Source organism: Streptomyces sp. AC627_RSS907 (assembly GCF_019049165.1).
The window spans coordinates 148,086-168,538 of the sequence record NZ_JAGMUE010000042.1; the positions used below are offsets into that span (position 1 = coordinate 148,086).

19 protein-coding genes and 1 pseudogene are annotated in these 20,453 nt (G+C 72.5%); 3 read left to right on the plus strand and 17 right to left on the minus strand.

Features of this window, described 5'->3' with window-relative positions; translation table 11 throughout:
* Nucleotides 1-152: 152 nt before the first annotated feature.
* The 12 genes from KUM32_RS11870 to KUM32_RS11925 form a co-directional block, all read right to left on the minus strand.
* Nucleotides 153-746: a hypothetical protein gene (locus KUM32_RS11870; RefSeq protein ID WP_217141809.1), complete on the minus strand. Its 594-nt coding sequence runs from the start codon at nucleotides 744-746 to the stop codon at nucleotides 153-155.
* A gap of 35 nt (nucleotides 747-781) precedes the next feature.
* Entirely contained in the window at nucleotides 782-1,366 is a 585-nt protein-coding gene (locus KUM32_RS11875) for a GNAT family N-acetyltransferase (protein WP_217141810.1), read from the minus strand.
* The gene (locus KUM32_RS11880; protein ID WP_217141811.1) at nucleotides 1,344-3,590 is read right to left on the minus strand and encodes an MMPL family transporter; all 2,247 of its coding nucleotides are present in this window, start codon (nucleotides 3,588-3,590) and stop codon (nucleotides 1,344-1,346) included. The genes KUM32_RS11875 and KUM32_RS11880 overlap by 23 nt, the downstream gene beginning before the upstream one ends.
* 428 nt (nucleotides 3,591-4,018) lie before the next feature.
* The gene (gene gatB, locus KUM32_RS11885) at nucleotides 4,019-5,530 is read right to left on the minus strand and encodes an Asp-tRNA(Asn)/Glu-tRNA(Gln) amidotransferase subunit GatB (RefSeq protein ID WP_217141812.1); all 1,512 of its coding nucleotides are present in this window, start codon (nucleotides 5,528-5,530) and stop codon (nucleotides 4,019-4,021) included.
* Between the two features lie 15 nt (nucleotides 5,531-5,545).
* Entirely contained in the window at nucleotides 5,546-5,785 is a 240-nt protein-coding gene (locus KUM32_RS11890; RefSeq protein ID WP_030402391.1) for a hypothetical protein, read from the minus strand.
* The gene (gatA, locus tag KUM32_RS11895) at nucleotides 5,782-7,275 is read right to left on the minus strand and encodes an Asp-tRNA(Asn)/Glu-tRNA(Gln) amidotransferase subunit GatA (RefSeq protein WP_217141813.1); all 1,494 of its coding nucleotides are present in this window, start codon (nucleotides 7,273-7,275) and stop codon (nucleotides 5,782-5,784) included. The genes KUM32_RS11890 and gatA overlap by 4 nt, the downstream gene beginning before the upstream one ends.
* A 5-nt stretch (nucleotides 7,276-7,280) precedes the next feature.
* Nucleotides 7,281-7,577: an Asp-tRNA(Asn)/Glu-tRNA(Gln) amidotransferase subunit GatC gene (gene gatC, locus KUM32_RS11900; protein WP_003973500.1), complete on the minus strand. Its 297-nt coding sequence runs from the start codon at nucleotides 7,575-7,577 to the stop codon at nucleotides 7,281-7,283.
* A gap of 420 nt (nucleotides 7,578-7,997) precedes the next feature.
* A complete protein-coding gene (locus KUM32_RS11905) occupies nucleotides 7,998-10,220 on the minus strand; it encodes a bifunctional diguanylate cyclase/phosphodiesterase (RefSeq protein WP_217141814.1) in 2,223 nt (740 codons plus the stop codon).
* A gap of 261 nt (nucleotides 10,221-10,481) precedes the next feature.
* On the minus strand, nucleotides 10,482-12,677 hold the full coding sequence (ligA, locus tag KUM32_RS11910; protein ID WP_217141815.1) for an NAD-dependent DNA ligase LigA: 2,196 nt from the start codon (nucleotides 12,675-12,677) through the stop codon (nucleotides 10,482-10,484).
* A gap of 15 nt (nucleotides 12,678-12,692) precedes the next feature.
* Nucleotides 12,693-13,700, minus strand: a complete 1,008-nt coding sequence (locus KUM32_RS11915) for a methionine synthase (RefSeq protein ID WP_217141816.1) — start codon at nucleotides 13,698-13,700, stop codon at nucleotides 12,693-12,695.
* 30 nt (nucleotides 13,701-13,730) lie between these two features.
* Nucleotides 13,731-14,420 carry an SDR family oxidoreductase gene (locus KUM32_RS11920; protein WP_217141817.1) on the minus strand — a complete coding sequence of 230 codons (690 nt, stop codon included), beginning with the start codon at nucleotides 14,418-14,420 and terminating at the stop codon, nucleotides 13,731-13,733.
* A 27-nt stretch (nucleotides 14,421-14,447) separates the two neighbouring features.
* Nucleotides 14,448-14,987 carry a TIGR00730 family Rossman fold protein gene (locus KUM32_RS11925; RefSeq protein ID WP_217141818.1) on the minus strand — a complete coding sequence of 180 codons (540 nt, stop codon included), beginning with the start codon at nucleotides 14,985-14,987 and terminating at the stop codon, nucleotides 14,448-14,450.
* 95 nt (nucleotides 14,988-15,082) lie between these two features.
* Here KUM32_RS11925 and KUM32_RS11930 point away from each other — a divergent pair, with 95 nt between their 5' ends.
* On the plus strand, nucleotides 15,083-15,406 hold the full coding sequence (locus KUM32_RS11930) for a DUF427 domain-containing protein (protein ID WP_217141819.1): 324 nt from the start codon (nucleotides 15,083-15,085) through the stop codon (nucleotides 15,404-15,406).
* A gap of 225 nt (nucleotides 15,407-15,631) precedes the next feature.
* On the opposite strand, the gene mnmA is transcribed toward KUM32_RS11930, so the two are convergent.
* Complete coding sequence (gene mnmA / locus KUM32_RS11935; protein ID WP_217141820.1) at nucleotides 15,632-16,762, minus strand: tRNA 2-thiouridine(34) synthase MnmA; 1,131 nt, start codon at nucleotides 16,760-16,762, stop codon at nucleotides 15,632-15,634.
* Between the two features lie 60 nt (nucleotides 16,763-16,822).
* On the opposite strand from mnmA, the gene KUM32_RS11940 reads away from it, so the two are divergent.
* On the plus strand, nucleotides 16,823-17,545 hold the full coding sequence (locus KUM32_RS11940; protein ID WP_217141821.1) for an N-acetylmuramoyl-L-alanine amidase: 723 nt from the start codon (nucleotides 16,823-16,825) through the stop codon (nucleotides 17,543-17,545).
* Nucleotides 17,546-17,615: 70 nt separating this feature from the next.
* Here the strand turns inward: KUM32_RS11940 and KUM32_RS11945 are convergent, their stop codons facing one another.
* The 3 genes from KUM32_RS11945 to KUM32_RS11955 form a co-directional block, all read right to left on the minus strand.
* Nucleotides 17,616-18,785 (minus strand): cysteine desulfurase family protein, encoded by a 1,170-nt coding sequence (locus tag KUM32_RS11945; protein ID WP_217141822.1) that lies wholly within the window; start codon nucleotides 18,783-18,785, stop codon nucleotides 17,616-17,618.
* Between the two features lie 86 nt (nucleotides 18,786-18,871).
* Complete coding sequence (locus tag KUM32_RS11950; protein ID WP_217141823.1) at nucleotides 18,872-19,141, minus strand: DUF4190 domain-containing protein; 270 nt, start codon at nucleotides 19,139-19,141, stop codon at nucleotides 18,872-18,874.
* Between the two features lie 86 nt (nucleotides 19,142-19,227).
* Nucleotides 19,228-19,395 carry a hypothetical protein gene (locus KUM32_RS11955; RefSeq protein ID WP_217141824.1) on the minus strand — a complete coding sequence of 56 codons (168 nt, stop codon included), beginning with the start codon at nucleotides 19,393-19,395 and terminating at the stop codon, nucleotides 19,228-19,230.
* A gap of 115 nt (nucleotides 19,396-19,510) precedes the next feature.
* On the opposite strand from KUM32_RS11955, the gene KUM32_RS11960 reads away from it, so the two are divergent.
* On the plus strand, nucleotides 19,511-20,137 hold the full coding sequence (locus tag KUM32_RS11960; RefSeq protein WP_217141825.1) for a TetR family transcriptional regulator: 627 nt from the start codon (nucleotides 19,511-19,513) through the stop codon (nucleotides 20,135-20,137).
* Here the strand turns inward: KUM32_RS11960 and KUM32_RS43410 are convergent.
* Nucleotides 20,106-20,453 (minus strand): annotated as a pseudogene (locus KUM32_RS43410) (hypothetical protein); the annotation flags it as partial. The gene KUM32_RS11960 and the pseudogene KUM32_RS43410 overlap by 32 nt on opposite strands.

Here is a 20,453-nt window from a genome sequence, read left to right on the forward strand (position 1 = left end):
GGGCGCGGACGGCCTCGCGGGCCAGCCGGGCCTCGTCGGCGCGGCGGACCAGTTCGGCGGGGTGAGGGCCTCAAGACGCGCGTGAGGGGGCCTCAGGGCGGGCGCGTCGTGCGCGCCGGGTGCCCTAAGACCCCCCGTGAGCTGGGTAAGGGTCAGCCCGCGGACGGCACGGCCAGCATGACGTCGGTGTACTTCAGTACGGCCAGGATCAGGCCGATCACGCCCAGCGCGACGCCCGCCCAGGAGACCGACTTGATCCACGCGGCCTGCGGCTTGCCGGGCGCGCCGAACGCGGGCCGGACCAGCACCACGACGCCGACGATCAGCGCGACCAGGGCGAAGACGCCGCCCCAGAGCGCGGTGGCCTGCCAGGCGTCGCCGTACCCCTTTTCGAGCATGGTCTGGACGTTCGACGACTGGGTCGTCTCCAGTTGTCCGAAGACCGCCTCACGGGCGGAGGCCACGGTGCCGACCCAGCTGCCCGTCAGCGAGACGATGCCCAGTCCGGCGGAGACGACCGCCCCCGCGCCCTGGCCGACGCCGGTGGGGCCCTCGGTGCCGGCGGCGCCGCGCGCGAGGTCGTCCGCGGCGGCGTCCTCGGCGTCGGCGTTCGTGGCGTCGGCGCCGTCCGGGGTCCCGGTCACCGCCTTCTCGTCGGTCCCGGGCGCCTCAGTCGCCCCGGTCGCCTCGTCCGTCTTGTCCTCGTCGGTCTTCAGGCCGGTCTCGTCCACTGTCTTCGTTCCCATGTCTCGCACCGTACGGACGCTGTCTGAGAGGTCCCTTAACGATCCTTGTGCGCGGCACGCGCGCGTGCCTCGCGTGCCGCACGCCACTCCGGCGCGAGCACCGCCCACACCTCCATGTCCTGGCGGGCGCCCCGGTAGGGGAAGCTCTCGCGGTGCACGCCCTCACGCATCATGCCGAGTCGCCGGGCGGCGTTGACGCTCGGGGTGTTGGCGGACGACGCGTGCCACTCCACGCGGTGCATGCCGCGCTCGTCGAACGCCCAGTCGATCAGCACGCGGGCGCCGCGTGTGACCAGGCCACGCCCCGTTCCGGCGGGCTCCAGCCAGCAGCCGATCTCGCAGACGCCGGTGGCGGCGTCGAAGACGCGCATGAGCAGGCCGCCCACGAGCGTGCCGTCCAGCCACAGCCCGTGCAGGAAGCCGCTGTCGGTCGCGTGCCGGTCGGCGTAGGACTGGAGCAGCGCGCGGGCGGAGTCGACGTCGGTGGCCTTCGCCCCGAAGGGGATGTGCTGTGTGATGAAGTCCCGGCCCCGCTCCAGGTGGGCCAGGAACTCCTCGGCGTGCCAGGTCTCCAGGGGGCGCAGTTCGGCTCCGTCGTCACCCAGTGGTATCGCGTACATCCCGCTGCCGTTCCTCCTTCTCGAGGACGTCCGCCACTTCGGCGTCCGTCGCCGCGGCCAGCCTCTCATGGGCCGCGCGGCACTCGGGCGGCTCGATGCTGATGCGCGGCAGGAGTCCGTCCAGCCGGCGCGGCAGCCACCAGTTGGCGCTGCCGAGCAGGTGCATCAGGGCGGGCACCAGGAGGGTGCGGAGCACGAAGGCGTCCAGGGCGACGGCGGCGGCGAGCGCGATGCCGAACATGGCGATCACCCGGTCACCGGTGAGGACGAAGGCGAGGAAGACCGAGATCATGATGACCGCGGCGGAATTGATCACCCGGCTGGTCTCGGCGAGGCCGACGCGGACGGCGCGGCGGTTGTCACCGGTCTCCAGCCACTCCTCGTACATCCGGCTGACCAGGAAGACCTGGTAGTCCATGGAGAGTCCGAAGAGCACCGACACCATGATCACGGGCAGGAAGGGTTCGATCGGACCCGCGCTGCCGAGACCGAGCAGTTCACTCCCCCAGCCCCACTGGAAGACGGCCACCACGATGCCGAAGGAGGCGGCCACGGCGGCGATGTTCATCGCGGCGGCCTTGAGGGGGATGCCGACGGACCGGAAGGCCAGCAGGAGCAGCAGGCAGCCCAGACCGATGACGACGCCGACGAACAGGGGCAGCTTGCCCACTATGACGGCGGCGAAGTCGTCGTAGCCGGCCGTCACGCCCCCGACGTGCACGTCGAGCGCGGTGCCGGACTCGGCGCGCGGCAGCGCCTCGGAGCGCAGCCGTTCGACGAAGTCGCTGGTGGCCCTGGACTGCGGGGCCGACTCGGGTACGACGGTGAGGTACGCGGTGTCACCGGCCGAGCTGTACGTCACCGGCGTCACCGCGGCGACGCCGTCGGTGGTGCGCAGGGAGGCGCCGAGGTTGTCCAGGGCGAGTCGGTCCTCGGCGCCGCTCACCTTGGTGACCAGGGTGAGCGGGCCGTTCACGCCGGGCCCGAAGCCCTCGGCCAGCAGGTCGTAGGCCTGGCGTGTGGTCGTGCCCCGCGGGTCGTTGCCCTGGTCGGAAGTGCCGAGGCGCAGTCCGAGGGTGGGCAGCGCGAGGACGGTGATGACGACGAGGGCGACGGCGCCGAGCAGCTTGGGGTGGCGCTCGACCAGCGCCGACCAGCGGGCGGCGAACCCGGTGGGCAGCTCGGGTTCGGGCCCGTGCTCCGCGAGCCGGCGCCGCTCGCGGCGGCTCAGGGCGCGCGGGCCGATGTACGACAGCAGGGCCGGCAGCAGCGTCACGGAGGCCGCGACGGTGAGGACGACGGTCAGTGACGCGGCGACGGCCACGCCGTTGAGGAAGCTCAGCCGGAGGATCAGCATGCCCAGCAGGGCGATGCAGACGGTGGCACCCGCGAAGACGACCGCGCGTCCGGTGGTCGCGACGGCGCTCTCGGCGGCCTCGGTGACCGACAGGCCCCGCTTCAGGCCGCGCCGGTGCCTGGTGACGATGAACAGGGCGTAGTCGATGCCGACGCCGAGTCCGATGAGGGTGCCCAGCATGGGCGCGAAGTCCGCGACGGTCATGACGTGGCCGAGCAGGGTGATACCGGCGTAGGCGGTGCCGACCGAGACCAGCGCGGTGGCGATGGGCAGCAGGGAGGCGGCGAGGGAGCCGAAGGCGAGGAAGAGGACGACCGCCGCGACGGCCACGCCGACGGCCTCGGCGAGGTGGCTGCCCATCGCCTCGGTGAGCGCGACCGCACTGCCGCCCATGTCGACCTGGAGCCCGTCGGTCTCGGCGGCCTTGGCGGTGTCGAGCACGGTGCGCGCCTGGCCCGGGGCGACGTCCTGGGACTCGTCCGCGAAGGTCACCGAGGCGTACGCCGTGCGGGCGTCCTCGCTGATCCGGGGCGAGTCGGGGTCGTCGTACGGGTTGGTCACCGAGGCCACCCCGGGCAGGTCCGCGATGCGGTCCAGGGTGCGGGTCATGGTCTGTTCGACGTCGGCGGCGCGGACGGAGCCGTCCGTGGTGTGCCAGACGATCGTGTCGCTGTCGCCGTCGTGGCCGGGGAATCCGGCGGCGAGCAGCCGGGAGGCACGGTCGGAGTCGGTGCCGGGGACCCCGTAGTCGTTGGAGTACGCGGAGCCGGTGACGACGGCGGCCGTGGCGACCCCGCCGAAGGCGAGGAGCCAGAGCAGGACGGCGACGAGGCGGCGTTGGACACACCAGCGTGCGAGGGCTGCCACGAACGTGCTCCCAGGGTTTCCGATTGTGGATCTTTGACCGGGAACAGTCGTTCATGGTGTGAACGGCCCGCAAAGAACGCATGAGCTATGCGAAACCACTCTTGCAGGCGGAAATGATCGTTTGCGGATTTCGTGGCCCTATTCACAACATTGTCGTACCGCGCTCCTCGCATGCGGATGCGGGTGACGGCCGGTGGCTCGTCGAGCACCGGATGGGCCCTCATCTGCTGTCGCTGCCAAAGTGCCTGGTCCCGGCGCTCGGCCTGGAGGACCTGCCGCCCGACGCCCACGTGCTGGACCCCGGCTGCGGCCGGGCGCTCGCCTCGGTGACACTCCGACGGTGGACGCACCCGCCACCCCGTGACACCCCGAGGGGGGACGCACCGGTCGGCGGTGCGTCCCCCCTCGGGTCTGCGGGCGGGCCGGGCTCAGCCCTCGACGCCCAGCTTCTCCAGGATCAGCTCCTTGACGCGGGCGGCGTCCGCCTGCCCCCGGGTCGCCTTCATGACCGCGCCGACCAGGGCGCCGGCCGCGGCCACCTTGCCGCCGCGGATCTTGTCCGCGACGCCCGGGTTGCCGGCGATGGCCTCGTCGACGGCGGCGGTGAGCGCGCCCTCGTCGGAGACGACCTTCAGGCCGCGCTTGTCGACGACCTCGTCCGGCGTGCCCTCGCCGGCGAGGACGCCCTCGATGACCTGGCGGGCGAGCTTGTCGTTCAGGTCGCCCTTGGCGACCAGCTCGGTGACCCGGGCCACCTGTTCGGGCGTGATCGCCAGCTCGTCCAGCGACTTCTGGGACTCGTTGGCGCTGCGGGCCAGCTCGCCCATCCACCACTTGCGGGCGGAGGCCGCGTCGGCACCGGCGTCGATCGTGGCGACGATCAGGTCCAGGGCGCCGGCGTTGAGGATCGCCTGCATGTCGGTACCGGAGACGCCCCACTCCTCACGGAGCCGGTTGCGGCGCACCAGCGGCAGCTCGGGCAGGGCGGAGCGGAGCTCCTCGACCCACTCGCGGGACGGGGCGACCGGCACCAGGTCGGGCTCGGGGAAGTACCGGTAGTCCTCGGCCTCCTCCTTCACGCGGCCCGAGGTCGTGGACCCCGTGTCCTCGTGGAAGTGGCGGGTCTCCTGGATGATCGTGCCGCCGCCGCCCAGCACGGCCGCGTGCCGCTGGATCTCGAAGCGGGCCGCGCGCTCCACGGACCGCAGCGAGTTGACGTTCTTCGTCTCCGAGCGGGTGCCGAACTTCTCGGTGCCGTGCGGGCGCAGCGACAGGTTCACGTCGCAGCGCATCTGGCCCATCTCCATGCGGGCCTCGGACACGCCGAGGGCCCGGATGAGCTCGCGCAGCTCACGCACGTAGGCCCGGGCGACCTCGGGGGCGCGCTCGCCCGCTCCCTCGATCGGCTTGGTGACGATCTCGATGAGCGGGATGCCGGCGCGGTTGTAGTCCAGGAGGGAGTGGGACGCGCCGTGGATACGGCCCGTGGCGCCGCCGACGTGCGTCGACTTGCCGGTGTCCTCCTCCATGTGGGCGCGCTCGATCTGGACGCGGAAGGTCTCGCCGTCCTCCAGCTGCACGTCGAGGTAGCCGTCGAAGGCGATCGGCTCGTCGTACTGGGAGGTCTGGAAGTTCTTCGGCATGTCCGGATAGAAGTAGTTCTTCCGGGCGAAGCGGCACCACTCGGCGATCTCGCAGTTCAGCGCGAGACCGATCTTGATCGCCGACTCGACGCCGGTCGCGTTGACGACCGGGAGCGCGCCGGGCATGCCGAGGCAGACGGGACAGGTCTGGGTGTTGGGGTCGGCGCCCAGTGCGGTCGAACAGCCGCAGAACATCTTGGTCCGGGTGCCGAGTTCGACATGGACCTCGAGGCCCATGACGGGGTCGTACGACGCCAGCGCGTCCTCGTACGACACCAGGTCGGTCGTGGTGGTCACGGTGTAACTTCCCTCTCAGCCCAGCAGGACGTCGTCGTCGCCGAGGCGCTTCAGCTCGCGGTAGAGGATGGCGAGGTTGGTGACGACCGCGGCGCCGGTCACGACGGCGTCGAGCAGCCGCAGCGTGTCGTTCTCGCCACGCGCCTTCTTGATCTGCTTGTAGACACCGACGGCGCCGAACGCCGAGGTGGCCATCGAGACGTACAGACCGGACTTGGACTTCTTGAAGCCCTTGGCCTTGGACAGTGCGCTCACAGCGACGGTGCCTCCTCGATCAGCGGGTGGCCCCACTTTTCCACGAAGGCGGCCTCGACGGCGGCGCCGACCTTGTACAACCGGTCGTCCTTCATGGCGGGGGCGATGATCTGCAGACCCACCGGCAGGTTGTCCTCCGGCGCGAGACCGCAGGGCAGCGACATGGCCGCGTTGCCCGCCAGGTTGGTGGGGATGGTGCACAGGTCGGCCAGGTACATCGCCATCGGGTCGTCGGCGCGCTCGCCGATCGCGAAGGCGGTGGTCGGGGTCGTCGGGGAGACGATCACGTCGACCTGCTCGAAGGCCCGCTCGAACTCCTCCTTGATGAGGGTGCGGACCTTCTGGGCGCTGCCGTAGTAGGCGTCGTAGTAGCCGCTCGACAGCGCGTAGGTGCCGAGCATGATGCGCCGCTTGACCTCGGGGCCGAAGCCGGCCTCGCGGGTCAGGGAGGTGACCTCCTCGGCGGAGCGCGTGCCGTCGTCGCCGGTCCTCAGGCCGTAGCGCAGGCCGTCGAAGCGGGCGAGGTTGGAGGAGCACTCGGACGGCGCGATCAGGTAGTACGCCGACAGCGCGAGGTCGAAGGACGGGCAGTCCAGCTCGACGATCTCGGCGCCGAGCTCCTTCAGCAGCTCGACGGACTCGTCGAAGCGCTGGATGACGCCGGCCTGGTAGCCCTCGCCGCGGAACTGCTTGACGACGCCGACGCGCATGCCCTCGACGCTGCCGTTGCGGGCGGCCTCGACGACCGCGGGGACCGGGGCGTCGATGGAGGTGGAGTCCATCGGGTCGTGCCCGGCGATCACCTCGTGCAGCAGGGCCGCGTCCAGGACCGTACGGGCGCAGGGGCCGCCCTGGTCGAGGGAGGAGGAGAAGGCCACCATGCCGTAGCGGGAGACGCCGCCGTAGGTCGGCTTGACGCCGACCGTACCGGTGACGGCCGCCGGCTGGCGGATGGAGCCGCCGGTGTCGGTGCCGATGGCGAGCGGGGCCTGGAAGGCGGCGAGCGCGGCGGAGGAACCGCCGCCGGAACCGCCGGGGATCTTGGTGAGGTCCCAGGGGTTGCCGGTCGGGCCGTAGGCGCTGTTCTCGGTGGAGGACCCCATGGCGAACTCGTCCATGTTGGTCTTGCCGAGGATGACGACGTCGGCGGCCTTCAGCCGCTTGGTGACCGTCGCGTCGTACGGCGGGATCCAGCCCTCGAGGATCTTCGAGCCGACGGTCGTGGGGACGCCCTCGGTGGTGAAGATGTCCTTGAGCGCGAGCGGGACGCCGGCCAGCGGGCCGAGCTTCTCGCCGCGCTCGCGCTTCTCGTCGACGGCGCGGGCCTGGGCCAGGGCGCCCTCGCGGTCGACGTGCAGGAAGGCGTGCACCTTCTCGTCGACGGCCTCGATGCGCGCCAGGTGGGCCTCGGTGACCTCGACCGCGGTCAGCTCGCCGGAGGCGATCTTCGCGGCGATCTCGGCCGCGGTGAGCTTGATGATGTCGCTCATGGCGGTTACTCCTCCCCCAGGATCTGCGGCACCTTGAAACGCTGCTGCTCCTGGGCCGGGGCGCCGGAGAGCGCCTGCTCGGGCGTGAGCGACGGACGGACCTCGTCCGGCCGCATGACGTTGGTCAGCGGGAGCGGGTGCGAGGTCGGCGGTACGTCTTGGTCGGCGACCTCGCTGACGCGGGCGACCGCGCCGATGATGTCGTCCAGCTGTCCCGCGAAGTGCTCGAGCTCTTCGGGCTTCAGCTCCAGACGCGCCAGCCGGGCGAGGTGGGCGACCTCCTCGCGCGTGATGCCAGGCATGCAGCGTTCCTCTGGGGTGAGTGTGTGTGGTTTCGGGCCAATCGGTTCGGGCCCAATCCTATGGGGCCGGGCCCGGTGGCCGTTAAACGGTTTCCCCCGGGGGGCCGCTCGCCGGCCCCGGCCGCACGGACGAGCACGTGCTCGGACGGCGAAGAGCGGGCCGGCCCTGATCAGGACGACGGCCGCGGCGGCGAAGCGGATACCGAAGGCCACGGCCCTCGTACCCCCGTGGCGCAGCACTGCGAGCGTGTCGCCGAGGGGCACGAGGGCCCCCGCTGATCGACCGCTTCACGCCGCGGAACACCGCCGGCTGAGCGGAACGGGCCGGGAGCGCCGCCGCACCGTGCCGGGTGGACAGCCGTCGGCGGGCGCCTCCCCCCGGGAAGGCGCTCCGTCCGGCCGTGCCGCACGGTGGTCGGGTCACTCGTCGGCCGCCGCCGCGGGCAGTGCGGCGGCGGCCCGCACCCAGCCCCGGGAGCCGCGGGCGAGCAGCCAGGCGGTGGTCTCCTCCGGCGGCATCGCGGCCGCGACCAGCCAGCCCTGCACGGCGTCGCAGCCCAGGTCGCGCAGGCGCTCCCAGGTCTCGTCGTCCTCCACGCCCTCGGCGACGACGAGCAGGCCGAGGGAGTGCGCGAGGTCGACGGTGCAGCGCACGATCTCGGCGTCCTCGGTGTCGACGGCCAGCCGGGCCACGAACGACCGGTCGATCTTGAGCTCGCTGACCGGGAGCTTGCGCAGGTGGACGAGGGAGGAGTAGCCGGTGCCGAAGTCGTCCAGGGACATCTTCACGCCGTGCCCGGTCAGCGCGTTGAGGGTGTCGGCGGCGCGCTGCGGGTCCTCCAGGAGGACGTGCTCGGTGATCTCCAGCTGGAGCGCTCCCGCCGGCACGCCGTGCCGGGCCAGCCGGGCGGCCACCGAGCCCGCGAAGCCGGGGGTGTGCACGTCACGCGGGGAGACGTTGACCGCGACCGGCACGAACAGCCCCTGGGAGCGCCACCGGGCGACCTGCGCGAGCGCCGTCTCCAGCACGTACTCCGTCAGGTGGGGCATCAGCCCCGAGGACTCGGCGATCGCAATGAACTCGTCCGGCGGCACCTTGCCGCGCTCCGGGTGCACCCAACGGACCAGGGCCTCCAGGCCCGCGACGTGCCCGTCGAACCGGACCTTGGGCTGGTAGTGCAGCTGGACCTCGTGGGCGTCCAGGGCCCGGCGCAGATCGCCCAGCAGCCCGAGCCGGTCCGGGGTGTTGGAGTCCCGCTTGGACTCGTAGACCTCCACGCCCGTACGGTCCCGCTTCGCCTGGTACATCGCCACGTCCGCCCGGCGCAGCAGCCCTTCGGCGTCCAGCGCGTGGTCGGGGAAGACGGCGACCCCGGCGCTGGCCTCCAGGACGAGGGTGAGTCCGTCCAGGTCCAGCGGTGAGCTGAGCTCGGCGACGAGGCCCCGGGCGATCCGGGTCGCCGACGTGGTGGAGTCGGCGACGGGCAGTAGGACGACGAACTCGTCGCCACCGAGCCGCGCGGCCTCCGCCCCGCGCGGCAGGGCCAGCCGCAGCCGGTCGGCGGTCTGCAGCAGCAGCCGGTCGCCGGCCAGGTGTCCGAGCGTGTCGTTGACCGACCGGAAGCGGTCGAGGTCGAAGAGCATCAGGGCGGCGCGGGCACCGGTGCGCTCGGCGTCGTCCAGCGCCGTCCAGGTCCGCTCCAGCAGCCACTGCCGGTTGGGCAGTCCGGTGAGCGGGTCGCGCAGCTGCTCCTCCGCCCGGGCGCGGGCGATCCACAGCGTGGAGTCGAGGGCGATCAGCGGAATGGCGAACAGCGGCAGCAGCAACGGCTTGGCGACGGCGACCACGCACACCAGCGGCGCGATGCCGAGCAGCGCGACGGCCACCAGGCCCTGTCTGACCAGGGCGGTGCGGGCGACCGTGGGCAGGCCGGGGCGCGGTGTCTGCAGGTACCACAGCAGGGCCCGGGTGACGGTGAGATAGGCGACGGCCACGAGCACCACCTGGGGGGCCGCGGACATCCCCCAGGTGTCCGGGTCCCAGGGGGCCTCCACGGACGGCACGGAACCGCAGACGCCCAGCAGCAGGGCGCCCGCGGCTATGCCGAGGATGTCCACCGCGCCGTGCAGGACGCCCTGCCGCCAGCGGCCCCGGCGGGCCACGCCGACCAGGACGACGACGGTGAGGCTGACCATGCCGGCCGGAACCCACCCGTACAGCAGCAGGACGGCGAGGGTGAGGGCGGCGCCCGAGCCGGTGCCGCCCCACCAGCGGGAGCGGCCGAGCATGACCAGGTGGCCGACGACGATGCCGGTCAGCACGGCCAGGGCCCAGCCGGCGGTGCCGGAGGGGAAGAGGGCGTGGCCGTCGGTGAACGCCCGGTAGAAGCCGGCGCCCAGCACGAAGGCGGCGGCCGCGACGATCGCCGAGGGCAACGCGGGCCAGGACGGGTGCCGTTCGCCGTCGGTGCCGGGCAGTCCGGAGGCGTGGCCGGAGGCCTGCGGCGCCGGGCCGCGGGCGTTCACCGCGGAAGGCGGCGCGCCACCACCGCGCTGCCCGGGGCGCCGGCTCACGTGCCACGCCGCCACCAGGCGCCGCGGACGCAGCCGTGAGCCCGCGGCGGCGCTCTCGGTCGGTTCCATTTCCGTCCCTCTCACCAGCCGGCGGTGCCCACGCCACGCGGCCCCACGCCCGACAACCCTCGATGACTCCGCGTTGGAGAACTCTTCCCCCTGTCCCTCGGGGGCAGGGAGATGCCCCCAACCGCAGCTGGGCACGGCAGGCGCACACCTCAACACTAGGCCGCGGAAGGCTTCCACGGGCAGCGGTCGCCGGCGGTTGCCCGAATGCGTCCCGGCCACCCGTATGCATCTGGTATGCGCCGATCGGGTGTCCTTCAACCGCTATTCCTCGGCCGAAAGCGCGGCGTCGGCGGCCGCTTCGGGGCCCTGTTCGAGCAGGACGGTGAAGCCGTCCTCGTCCAGAACCGGCACCTTGAGTTGCATCGCCTTGTCGTACTTCGACCCGGGGTTGTCACCCACCACGACGAACGACGTCTTCTTGGACACCGATCCGGTCACCTTCGCGCCCTTGCCCTGGAGGGCGTCCTTGGCCGCGTCCCGGGTGAAGTTCTCCAGGGTGCCGGTGACGACGACGGTGAGTCCTTCGAGCGGGCGCGGCCCCTCGTCCTCCCCCGTCGACCGGTCCTCGAGCGGAACCCCGGCCGCCTTCCACTTGCGGACGATCTCGCGGTGCCACTCCTCGGCGAACCACTCCTTGAGGGCGGTGGCGATGATCGGGCCGACGCCGTCGGTGTTCGCCAACTCCTTCTCGGTGGCCTGCTCGATGCGGTCGAGCGAGCGGAACTCGCGGGCCAGGGCCTGCGCGGCGACGGGTCCGACGTGCCGGATGGAGAGACCGTTGAGGAAGCGGGCGAGCGGGCGGGTCTTGGCCTCCTCGATGTGCTTCAGCAGCGCGAGGGTGTTCTTCTTCGGCGCGCCCTCCTTGTTGGCGAAGACCGTGGCGATCTTCTCCTCGCCGGTCTTGGGGTCGCGCTTGGGCAGCCCGCTGTCCGGGTCGAGGACGTACGCCTTGATGGGCAGCAGCTTCTCGACGGTGAGGTCGAAGAGGTCTCCCTCGTCCACCAGCGGCGGGTCGACCGGCTCCAGCGGCCCGGTGAGCGCGGCCGCCACGACCCCGCCGAAGTGCTCGATGTCCAGGCACTCCCGGCCGGCGAGGTAGGCGACGCGTTCCCTCAGCTGCGCGGGGCAGGTCCGGGCGTTGGGGCAACGCAGGTCGATGTCGCCCTCCTTCATGGCCCGCAGCGGCGTCCCGCACTCGGGGCACTCGGCGGGCATCACGAACTCCCGCTCGCTGCCGTCCCGGAGGTCGGCGACCGGCCCGAGGATCTCGGGGATCACGTCACCGGCCTTGCGCAGCACCACGGTGTCGCCGATGAGCACGCCCTTGGCCTTGACGACCTCCTGGTTGTGCAGCGTGGCGAACTCCACCTCGCTGCCGGCCACCGTGACCGGCTCGACCTGCGCGTACGGCGTGACCCGGCCGGTGCGGCCGACGCCCACCTTGATGTCGAGCAGCTTGGTGTTGACCTCTTCCGGCGCGTACTTGTAGGCGATGGCCCAGCGGGGTGCGCGGGCGGTGGAGCCGAGCCGTCCCTGGAGGCGGATCTCGTCGAGCTTGACGACGACACCGTCGATCTCGTGCGCCACCGAGTGGCGGTTCTCGCCGTAGTACGCGATGAACTCCCGCAGGCCGTCGAGGCCGTCGACCACCCTGTTGTGCGGGGAGGTGGGCAGGCCCCAGCTCTTCAGCAGGTCGTAGGCCTGGGAGAGGCGGGTCATGCCGGAGAAGCCCTCCAGGACGCCGATGCCGTGGACCACCATGTGCAGCGGACGGCCGGCCGTGACGCGCGGGTCCTTCTGGCGCAGCGAACCCGCCGCCGCGTTGCGCGGGTTGGCGAAGGGCTTGTCACCGGCCGCGTTCAACCGGGCGTTGAGCTCCTGGAACTTCTCCATCGGGAAGTAGACCTCGCCGCGGATCTCCACGAGGTCGGGGACCTCGTCCCCCGTGAGGCGCTCCGGGATCTCGGCGATGGTGCGGACGTTGGGCGTGATGTCCTCGCCCGTGCGGCCGTCGCCGCGGGTGGCCGCGCGGGTGAGGCGGCCACGCTCGTAGGTGAGGTTGACGGCGAGGCCGTCGACCTTCAGCTCGCACAGGAAGTGGTACTCCTGCTCGCCCAGCTCCTTGGCGATGCGCTCGGTCCACGCGGCGAGCTCGTCGTCGTTGAAGGTGTTGTCCAGGGAGAGCATGCGTGAGCGGTGCTCGACAGCGGTGAACTCGGTCTCGTACGAGCCGGCGACCTTCTGGGTCGGGGAGTCCGGGGTGCGCAGCGCCGGATACTCCTCCTCCAGCTGCTCGAGGGAACGCAGCAACCGGTCGAACTCCGCGTCGCTGACGACGGGGGCGTCCTTCACGTAGTACCGGAAGCGGTGCTCCTCGATCTGCTCAGCGAGCTGCACGTGCTTCTCGCGTGCCTCGGCGGGCACACTCGTCGTCTCCGCTTGCTTGTCGCCGGCCACCGTGTGGTCCTCCCGTTACTCTGGGTTGTCCGCGAGGGATCTCGCCGCCAGGACACAGTGGGCGAGCGCCCGGCGGGCGTACTCGGGGGAGGCGCCCGCGAGTCCGCACGACGGGGTGACGGTGACCGCCTCCGCGAGAAGCCCCGGATGCAGCCCCAGCCTGCGCCACAGCGTCCTGACACCCATGACGCTACCGGCAGGGTCTGACAACGGGCCGTCCGTGCCGGGCAGGACACCGGCGAACAGCCGGGTACCGCCCTCCACCGCCTCGCCGATCGCTTCGTCATCACGCTCGGTGAGGAGCGAGAAGTCGAAGGAGACGCCCGCGACACCCGCCCGGCGCAGCAGGGCGAACGGCACGTCGGGGGCGCACGAGTGCACCACGACGGGGCCTTCGCCCTGCACCCCGGCGACGTCGCGGAGCGCGGCCTCGACGACCTGGCGGTCGACGGCCCGGTGGGTGCGGTAGCCGCTGGCGCTGCGCACCCGGCCGCGCAGGACGGCGGTGAGGGACGGCTCGTCCAGCTGGAGCACGGGCCGCGCGCCGGGCACCCGGCGCCGGACCTCCGCCAGGTGCAGGCGCAGTCCCTCGGTGAGCGAGGCGGCGAGGTCGCGGCAGGCGCCGGCGTCCGAGAGGACCGCCTCGCCGTTCCTGAGCTCCAGGGCGGCGGCCAGCGTCCAGGGGCCGACGGCCTGGACCTTCAGCGGCCCTTCGTAGCCCTGGGTGAACTCCTCCAGGGCGTCGAGGTCCTCCCCGAGCCAGGCCCTCGCCCGTTTGGTGTCCCGGCCCGGCCGGTCACCGAGCCGCCAGCCACTGGGCTCCACGCGCGCGTACAGCTCGACGAGCATCCCGGCGGTGCGACCGATCATGTCGGCGCCGGGACCGCGGGCGGGCAGCTCGGGCAGGAAGGGGAAGTCCTCGAAGGTGCCGGTGGCGGTCTTGACGGCCTCGCGCGCGTCGTCCCCCGGCAGGGAGCCGACACCGGTGGCGGGGCCGAACCTGGTCTGGCTGTTTTCACTCACCGCAGCAGCCTACGGAACACCGCGGCGCCGTCACCTTCCCGGGCGCACCGTCAGGTCGTTGACCTCCGCGTCCCTCGGCAGGTCCAGGGCCATCAGGATCGTCGTGGCCACCGACTCGGGGTCGATCCACCGCGCGGGGTCGTACTCCTTGCCCTCCTGCTGGTGGACCTTGGCCTGCATGGGGCTGGCGGTGCGACCGGGGTAGACCGAGGTGACGCGTACGCCGTTCGGGTGCTCCTCCTGGCGCAGGGAGTCGGCGAGGGCCTTCAGGCCGTGCTTGGAGGCGGCGTACGCGGACCAGCCGGCGTGGGCGTTGAGCCCGGAGCCGGAGTTCACGAACAGCACGTGGCCCTGGGCTACGCGCAGCTGGGGCAGGAAGAGGCGGGTCAGTTCGGCGGGAGCGACCAGGTTGACGTTGAGCTGGCTGCGCCAGGTCTTCGGGGTGAGGTCGCCGACCGGACCGAGGTCGACCACCCCGGCGATGTGCAGCAGCGAGTCCACGCGGTCGGGCAGCGTCTGGTGGGAGAAGGCCCAGGAGAGCTTGTCCGGGTCCGCCAGGTCGCCGACCAGCGTCCTGGCGCCGGGGTAGGCGGCCGCCAGCTCCTTCGCCCGGCCCGCGTCGCGCGCGTGCAGCACGACCTCGTCGCCGCGCTCGTGCAGGCGGCGGGTCACGGCCGCGCCGATGCCGGAGCCCGCTCCGGTGATCACATGTGTAGCCATGCCCGCCATGCTCGCATCACCGCGGGCTCACTCCACGCCCCGGCTCTCCTCCAGGTAGGCCAGTGCCCCGACCGGCTCCTCGGCGAAGAACACCAGCTCGGTCAGGGGGCGGGGCAGGAAGCCCTCGTCCTCCATGCGGCGGAACTGCTCCCTGAGGCCGTCGTAGAAGCCGGCCGTGTTGAGCAGGACGACCGGCTTGTCGGTGTGCCCGTGCTTCTTCAGCTCCAGGATCTCCGTCGCCTCGTCCAGCGTGCCGGTGCCACCCACCATGATCACCACGGCGTCGGCCTTCTCCAGCAGCAGCCTCTTGCGCTCGGCGAGGTCACGCGCGATCACCATCTCGTCGGCGCCGTCGCGCGCCTTGGCCGCGAGGAAGTCCACGGAGACGCCCAGGAGCCGCCCTCCGGCCTCCTGCACGCCGTCGGCGACCACCTTCATCAGCCCGACGTCCGAGCCGCCCCACACGAGCGTGTGGCCGCCCTTGCCGAGCAGCTTGGCGAACTCCTTGGCGGGGCGCGTGTAGCGCTCGTCGAGGTCGGCGGCGGAGAGGAAGACGCAGATGTTCATGGGGCCACGGTACGTTCGGAGTCCCGCGGGGAAGAACTCGGCTTCCGGCCGTGCTGTCGTCGGCAGAGCGAGCCGGCCACCCGAGGAGGACGATCGTGACCACTGGGCACCGCATCACCATCGAGCGAAGCGACCGGCACGTGCGCGTGGTGCACGGCGACCAGGTCCTGGCGGAGAGCGACGGGGCACTGGTCCTGCGGGAGACGGGCTGTCCCGACCGGTACTACATCCCGGCCGGGGACGTACGGCTGGACCTGCTGACGCCGTCCGGCACGCACACGCACTGCCCCTTCAAGGGCGACGCGTCCTACTGGTCGCTGCCGGACGCGGCGGACCTCGCCTGGGCGTACCCGGACCCGGAGCCGGACGTGGCGGAGATCAAGGACCACGTGTGTTTCTACGAGGTCGAGCTGTCCTGAGCCGCCGGCCCCGTGGGCACCGGCGGTCGCCCCGTCATCTTCTTCGCGGTCCTGCAAGAGGGCCGCTGGCCTCCGGGCCCGGCATGACTGTTGGCCCCCTCACGGCGACGGCCCCGCCCGAGCGCCTGACCGGCGGCTCGGCGTACTCCGCGCCGGGCCCACCGCGCGAGGAGTCCGGCCGGGGCGCCGGCGGAGCTCCTCGCGGAACGGGACGGCACCGGCGGCTCAGGCCACGTCGGCCGTCGCCCGTGCCGTGGACGCGATCGTCGCCGAGCCCACCACGCGCGTGCCGTCGTACAGCACGATCGCCTGGCCGGGGGCGACGCCGCGCACCGGCTCGGTGAAGGAGACCTCCAGGACGCCGCCGACCAGCTCGGCCCGTACCTCGGTCTCGCCGCCGTGGGCGCGGAGCTGGGCGGTGTAGGTGCCGGGTCCGGCCGGGGCGGCACCGCACCAGCGGGGCTTGATCGCGGTGAGCGCGGTGACGTCCAGGGCCTCGGCCGGGCCGACGGTGACGGTGTTGTCCACGGGCGAGATGTCCAGGACGTAGCGCGGCTTGCCGTCGGGGGCCGGGGTGCCGATGCGCAGGCCCTTGCGCTGGCCGATGGTGAAGCCGTACGCGCCCTCGTGGGTGCCGAGCTTGGTGCCGGTCTCGTCGACGATGTCGCCCTCGGCCCGGCCCAGCCGGTCCGCCAGGAAGCCCTGGGTGTCGCCGTCGGCGATGAAGCAGATGTCGTGCGAATCGGGCTTCTTGGCGACGGCCAGTCCCCTGCGCTCGGCCTCCGCGCGGATCTCGTCCTTGGTGGTGACCGTGTCGCCGAGCGGGAACATGGCGTGCGCGAGCTGCCGGTCGTCGAGCACTCCGAGGACGTACGACTGGTCCTTCGCCATGTCGGACGCGCGGTGCAGCTCGCGGGTGCCGTCCTCCTTGAGGATCACCTTCGCGTAGTGACCGGTGCAGACCGCGTCGAAGCCGAGCGCGAGCGCCTTGTCCAGCAGCGCGGCGAACTTGATCTTCTCGTTGCAGCGCAGGCAGGGGTTCGGGGTGCGGCCGGCCTCGTACTCGGCGACGAAGTCCTCGACGACGTCCTCCCGGAAGCGGTCGGCGAGGTCCCAGACGTAGAACGGGATGCCGATGACGTCCGCGGCGCGGCGGGCGTCCCGCGAGTCCTCGATGGTGCAACAGCCCCGCGCGCCCGTGCGGAAGGACTGCGGGTTCGCGGAGAGCGCGAGGTGGACGCCGGTCACGTCGTGCCCCGCCTCGGCCGCGCGGGCGGCGGCGACGGCGGAGTCGACTCCGCCCGACATGGCGGCGAGGACGCGGAGGGGCCGGGTGGGCTGCGGGGTGTCAGTCATAGCCCCTCCAGAGTACGGGGAGCCGGGAACCGGAGCCCGCGAGTATGCGTTGAAGATCGTATGGGGGCGAAGCACGGAACCACGAGCGGATCGAAGGACGCCGACCGGCGCATCGGTCGGCGGGCGCTGCTCGTCGGCGGCACGGCCGCGGCCGTGGGCACGGCGGTGCTGGCGCGCGACGAGCTGGCTCGCCTGTGGTGGCGTGTACCCGGCGTGGAGAAGCCGCGTGAACCGGGCGCGGTCGACTACACGGGAGCCCGGTGGGTGGCGGCCTCGGACGCGAACTGGCGGCGTGCGGACCGGCCCGACGACTTCGGCATCGACATGGTGATCGTCCATGTCACGCAGGGCAGCTTCGAGAGCGCGGTCAGGGCCTTCCAGGACCCGGGACACAAGGCTGCCGCGCACTACATCGTCGGGCAGGACGGGCGCGTCACCCAGATGATCCGAGAGCTGGACGTGGCGTACCACGCGGGCGACCGCGACTACAACGAGCGCAGTGTCGGCATCGAACACGCGGGGTTCGTGGACCGGCCGCAGGACTTCACCGGCGCGATGTACGCGGCCTCCGCGCGGCTGACGGCGGGGATCTGCGCGCGGTACGAGATACCCGTCGACCGCGAGCACATCATCGGCCACGTGGAGGTGCCGGGCACCGACCACACCGACCCGGGGCCGCACTGGGACTGGGACCGGTACATGGAGCTGGTACGGCGGGCGGCCACGAGCGGGCCGCCCTCCGGCGGGCCCACCGGCCCGACGCCGAGCGGGACCGGCGTCTGAGACGGGGCCGGCCGCGGTCCTGGCGCCGTTGCGGTAGCGGCACCGGCGCAGTCCTTGCAGCCCGTCCGCCCTAGGACAGCCCCGCCGCCCGCGCCCGTTCCACCGCCGGGCCGATCGCCTTGGCCAGGGCTTTCACGTCGGCCTGCGTGGAGGTGTGCCCCAGGGAGAAGCGCAGGGTGCCGCGGGCCAGGTCGGGGGAGGTGCCGGTGGCCAGGAGGACGTGGCTGGGCTGGGCGACGCCCGCGGTGCAGGCGGAGCCGGTGGAGCACTCGATGCCCTGGGCGTCGAGCAGGAGGAGCAGGGAGTCGCCCTCGCAGCCGGGGAAGGTGAAGTGGGCGTTGGCCGGGAGGCGGCCCTCCGGTGCCGGGTCGCCGCCCAGGATGGCGTCCGGGACCGCCGTACGGACCGCGTCGACCAGCTCGTCGCGGAGCGCGCCGATCTCGCGGGCGAACCACTCGCGCTGCTCGGCGGCGAGGCGGCCGGCGACCGCGAAGGACGCCACGGCGGGGACGTCGAGGGTGCCGGAGCGGACGTGGCGTTCCTGGCCGCCGCCGTGCAGGACGGGCACCGGCGTGTACGCGCGGCCGAGGAGCAGCGCGCCGATGCCGTAAGGGCCGCCGATCTTGTGGCCGGAAACCGTCATCGCGGCGAGCCCGGAGGCGGCGAAGTCGACCGGGAGCTGGCCGACGGCCTGGACCGCGTCGGCGTGCAGGGGGACGCCGGACTCGGCGGCCACGTCGGCGAGTTCCCGCACCGGCATGACCGTACCGATCTCGTTGTTGGCCCACATGACGGTGGCCAGGGCGACATCGGCGGGGTTGCGGGCGATGGCCTCGCGCAGCGCCTCGGGGTGGACGCGGCCGTGGGCGTCGACCGGCAGGTACTCGACGGTCGCGCCCTCGTGCTCACCGAGCCAGTGGACGGCGTCGAGGACCGCGTGGTGCTCGACGGGGCTGGCCAGGACGCGGGTGCGGGCCGGGTCGGCGTCACGGCGGGCCCAGTACAGGCCCTTGACGGCGAGGTTGTCGGCCTCGGTGCCGCCGGAGGTGAACACCACCTCGCTGGGGCGGGCGCCGAGGGCCTCGGCGAGGGTCTCGCGGGCCTCCTCGACGGTACGCCGTGCGCGGCGGCCGGCCGCGTGGAGGGAGGAGGCGTTGCCGGTGGCACCCAGGTGCGCGGTGAGTGCCTCGACCGCCTCGGGGAGCATCGGGGTGGTCGCGGCGTGGTCGAGGTAAGCCATGGTGAGGCCGATTCTACGGGGCGGCCCCGCCCGGCCTCAGATCAAGGTTGGCCTCTTCCGCGCGCCCGCGCGGAGGGTGCGGTGGCTCAAAGACTCCAGGACATCGTGTTGTCCGCGGCCATGAACGCCACCAGGACGAGCAGGTCGGCGACGCCCAGGCCGAGGCCGAGGAGGGCCCTGCCGCGGCGGGTGGTGCCGCGCCGCAGGGCGACGGCCGCCAGGGCGATGGCGACCGGGCCCAGGAAGACGTTGAGGACGAGCAGACCGAGCAGGCCGAGGACGAAGGAGGCGACGGCCATGCCGTCGGCGTCCCGGATCCCGGTGCGACGGGTGGTGGCCGGTGCGGTGAGCTGCATGGTGTTCTCCCTGCCGAGCGTGAGGGGGCACTGGGCCGTGCGCGGGTGGCCGCTGGACCGTGCGCCGACGGTCGCGGGCCCGTGCCTCAGTGGGCGGAGGTGCTCCGTCGGCGGCCGTGCCGCTCGCGGATCGCGAAGACGCCGAGCCAGACGGCGATGACCAGGCCGGCGGCGACGGAGAAGGTGAGCGGCGCGTGGGCGACGGTGCCCAGCACCACGCCGAAGAGCAGAAGGGCGACGACGAGAAACAGCATGGAGCGGATCCCCCAACCTTCGGTGAACGATTGTAGTTACACTTGTTCACTGACTTTCCAGTCTAACGCGTCTCATCGCTTTGCAATTCCGGAGAACAGTTGTTAACTGCATGGCATGAGTCACACGTCCGGCGTCCGGCAGGCCCAGAAGCAGAGGACACGGCAGGCGCTCCTGGACGCGGCGCTCGGGCTGCTGGAGGAGCAGAGCCTGAGCAGCCTGGGCCTGCGTGAGGTCACCCGCGCCGTGGGTGTCGCCCCGACCGCCTTCTACCGCCACTTCCGCTCCACGGCCGACCTCGGCGTGGCGCTGGTCGAGGAGGCGCTGGGCAGCCTGCACGCGATGATCCGCACCACGGTCTCGCCGGGCGAGGACAGTGACGAACGGATCGCCCGTGCGGTCGACCTGATCGCCGGTCACGTCTCCGCGTACCCCGCCCACGTCCGTTTCATCGCCCGGGAGCGGCACGGCGGGGTGCAGCCGGTCCGGGAGGCCATACGGGACCAACTCGCCCGCTTCGCCGGGGAGGTGAAGGCCGAGCTGGCCAAGGACCCTCTGTCGGCGGGCTGGAGCGACGCCGACCTGCTGATGCTCGCGGACCTCTACGTGGACCAGATGCTGATCACGGCCTCCCTGTTCCTGGAGACGCTGGACGCCCCGGAGGAGGAACGCCGGCGTGCCGCCCGGACGGCGACCCGTCAGCTGCGGCTGATCAGCATCGGCCGTCGGCACTGGCTGGACTGACCGGGCGCCGGCCGCCGGCCCCGTACAGCTCCGCGACGGCGGCGGCGGCGCGGGCCAGTTCCTCGCGCGCCTCGGGCGGGGAGACCACCTCCACCCGGTCGGAGAACGCGAGCAGTTGCCTGACCTCCACCACGGCGCCGAAGGTGAGCCGGACGGTCGGCCACGCGGCCGTGCGGGCCGCCTCGCCGACCCCGCCGTCCACGCCGCCTCCTCCGGCCACCCCCACCTCGCCGCTCGCGCCGGCCTCGCCGCGCGCCCCCACCCCACTGCCCTCGCCCGCCTCACCGACCCCGCCGTCCACGCCGCCCCCTCCACC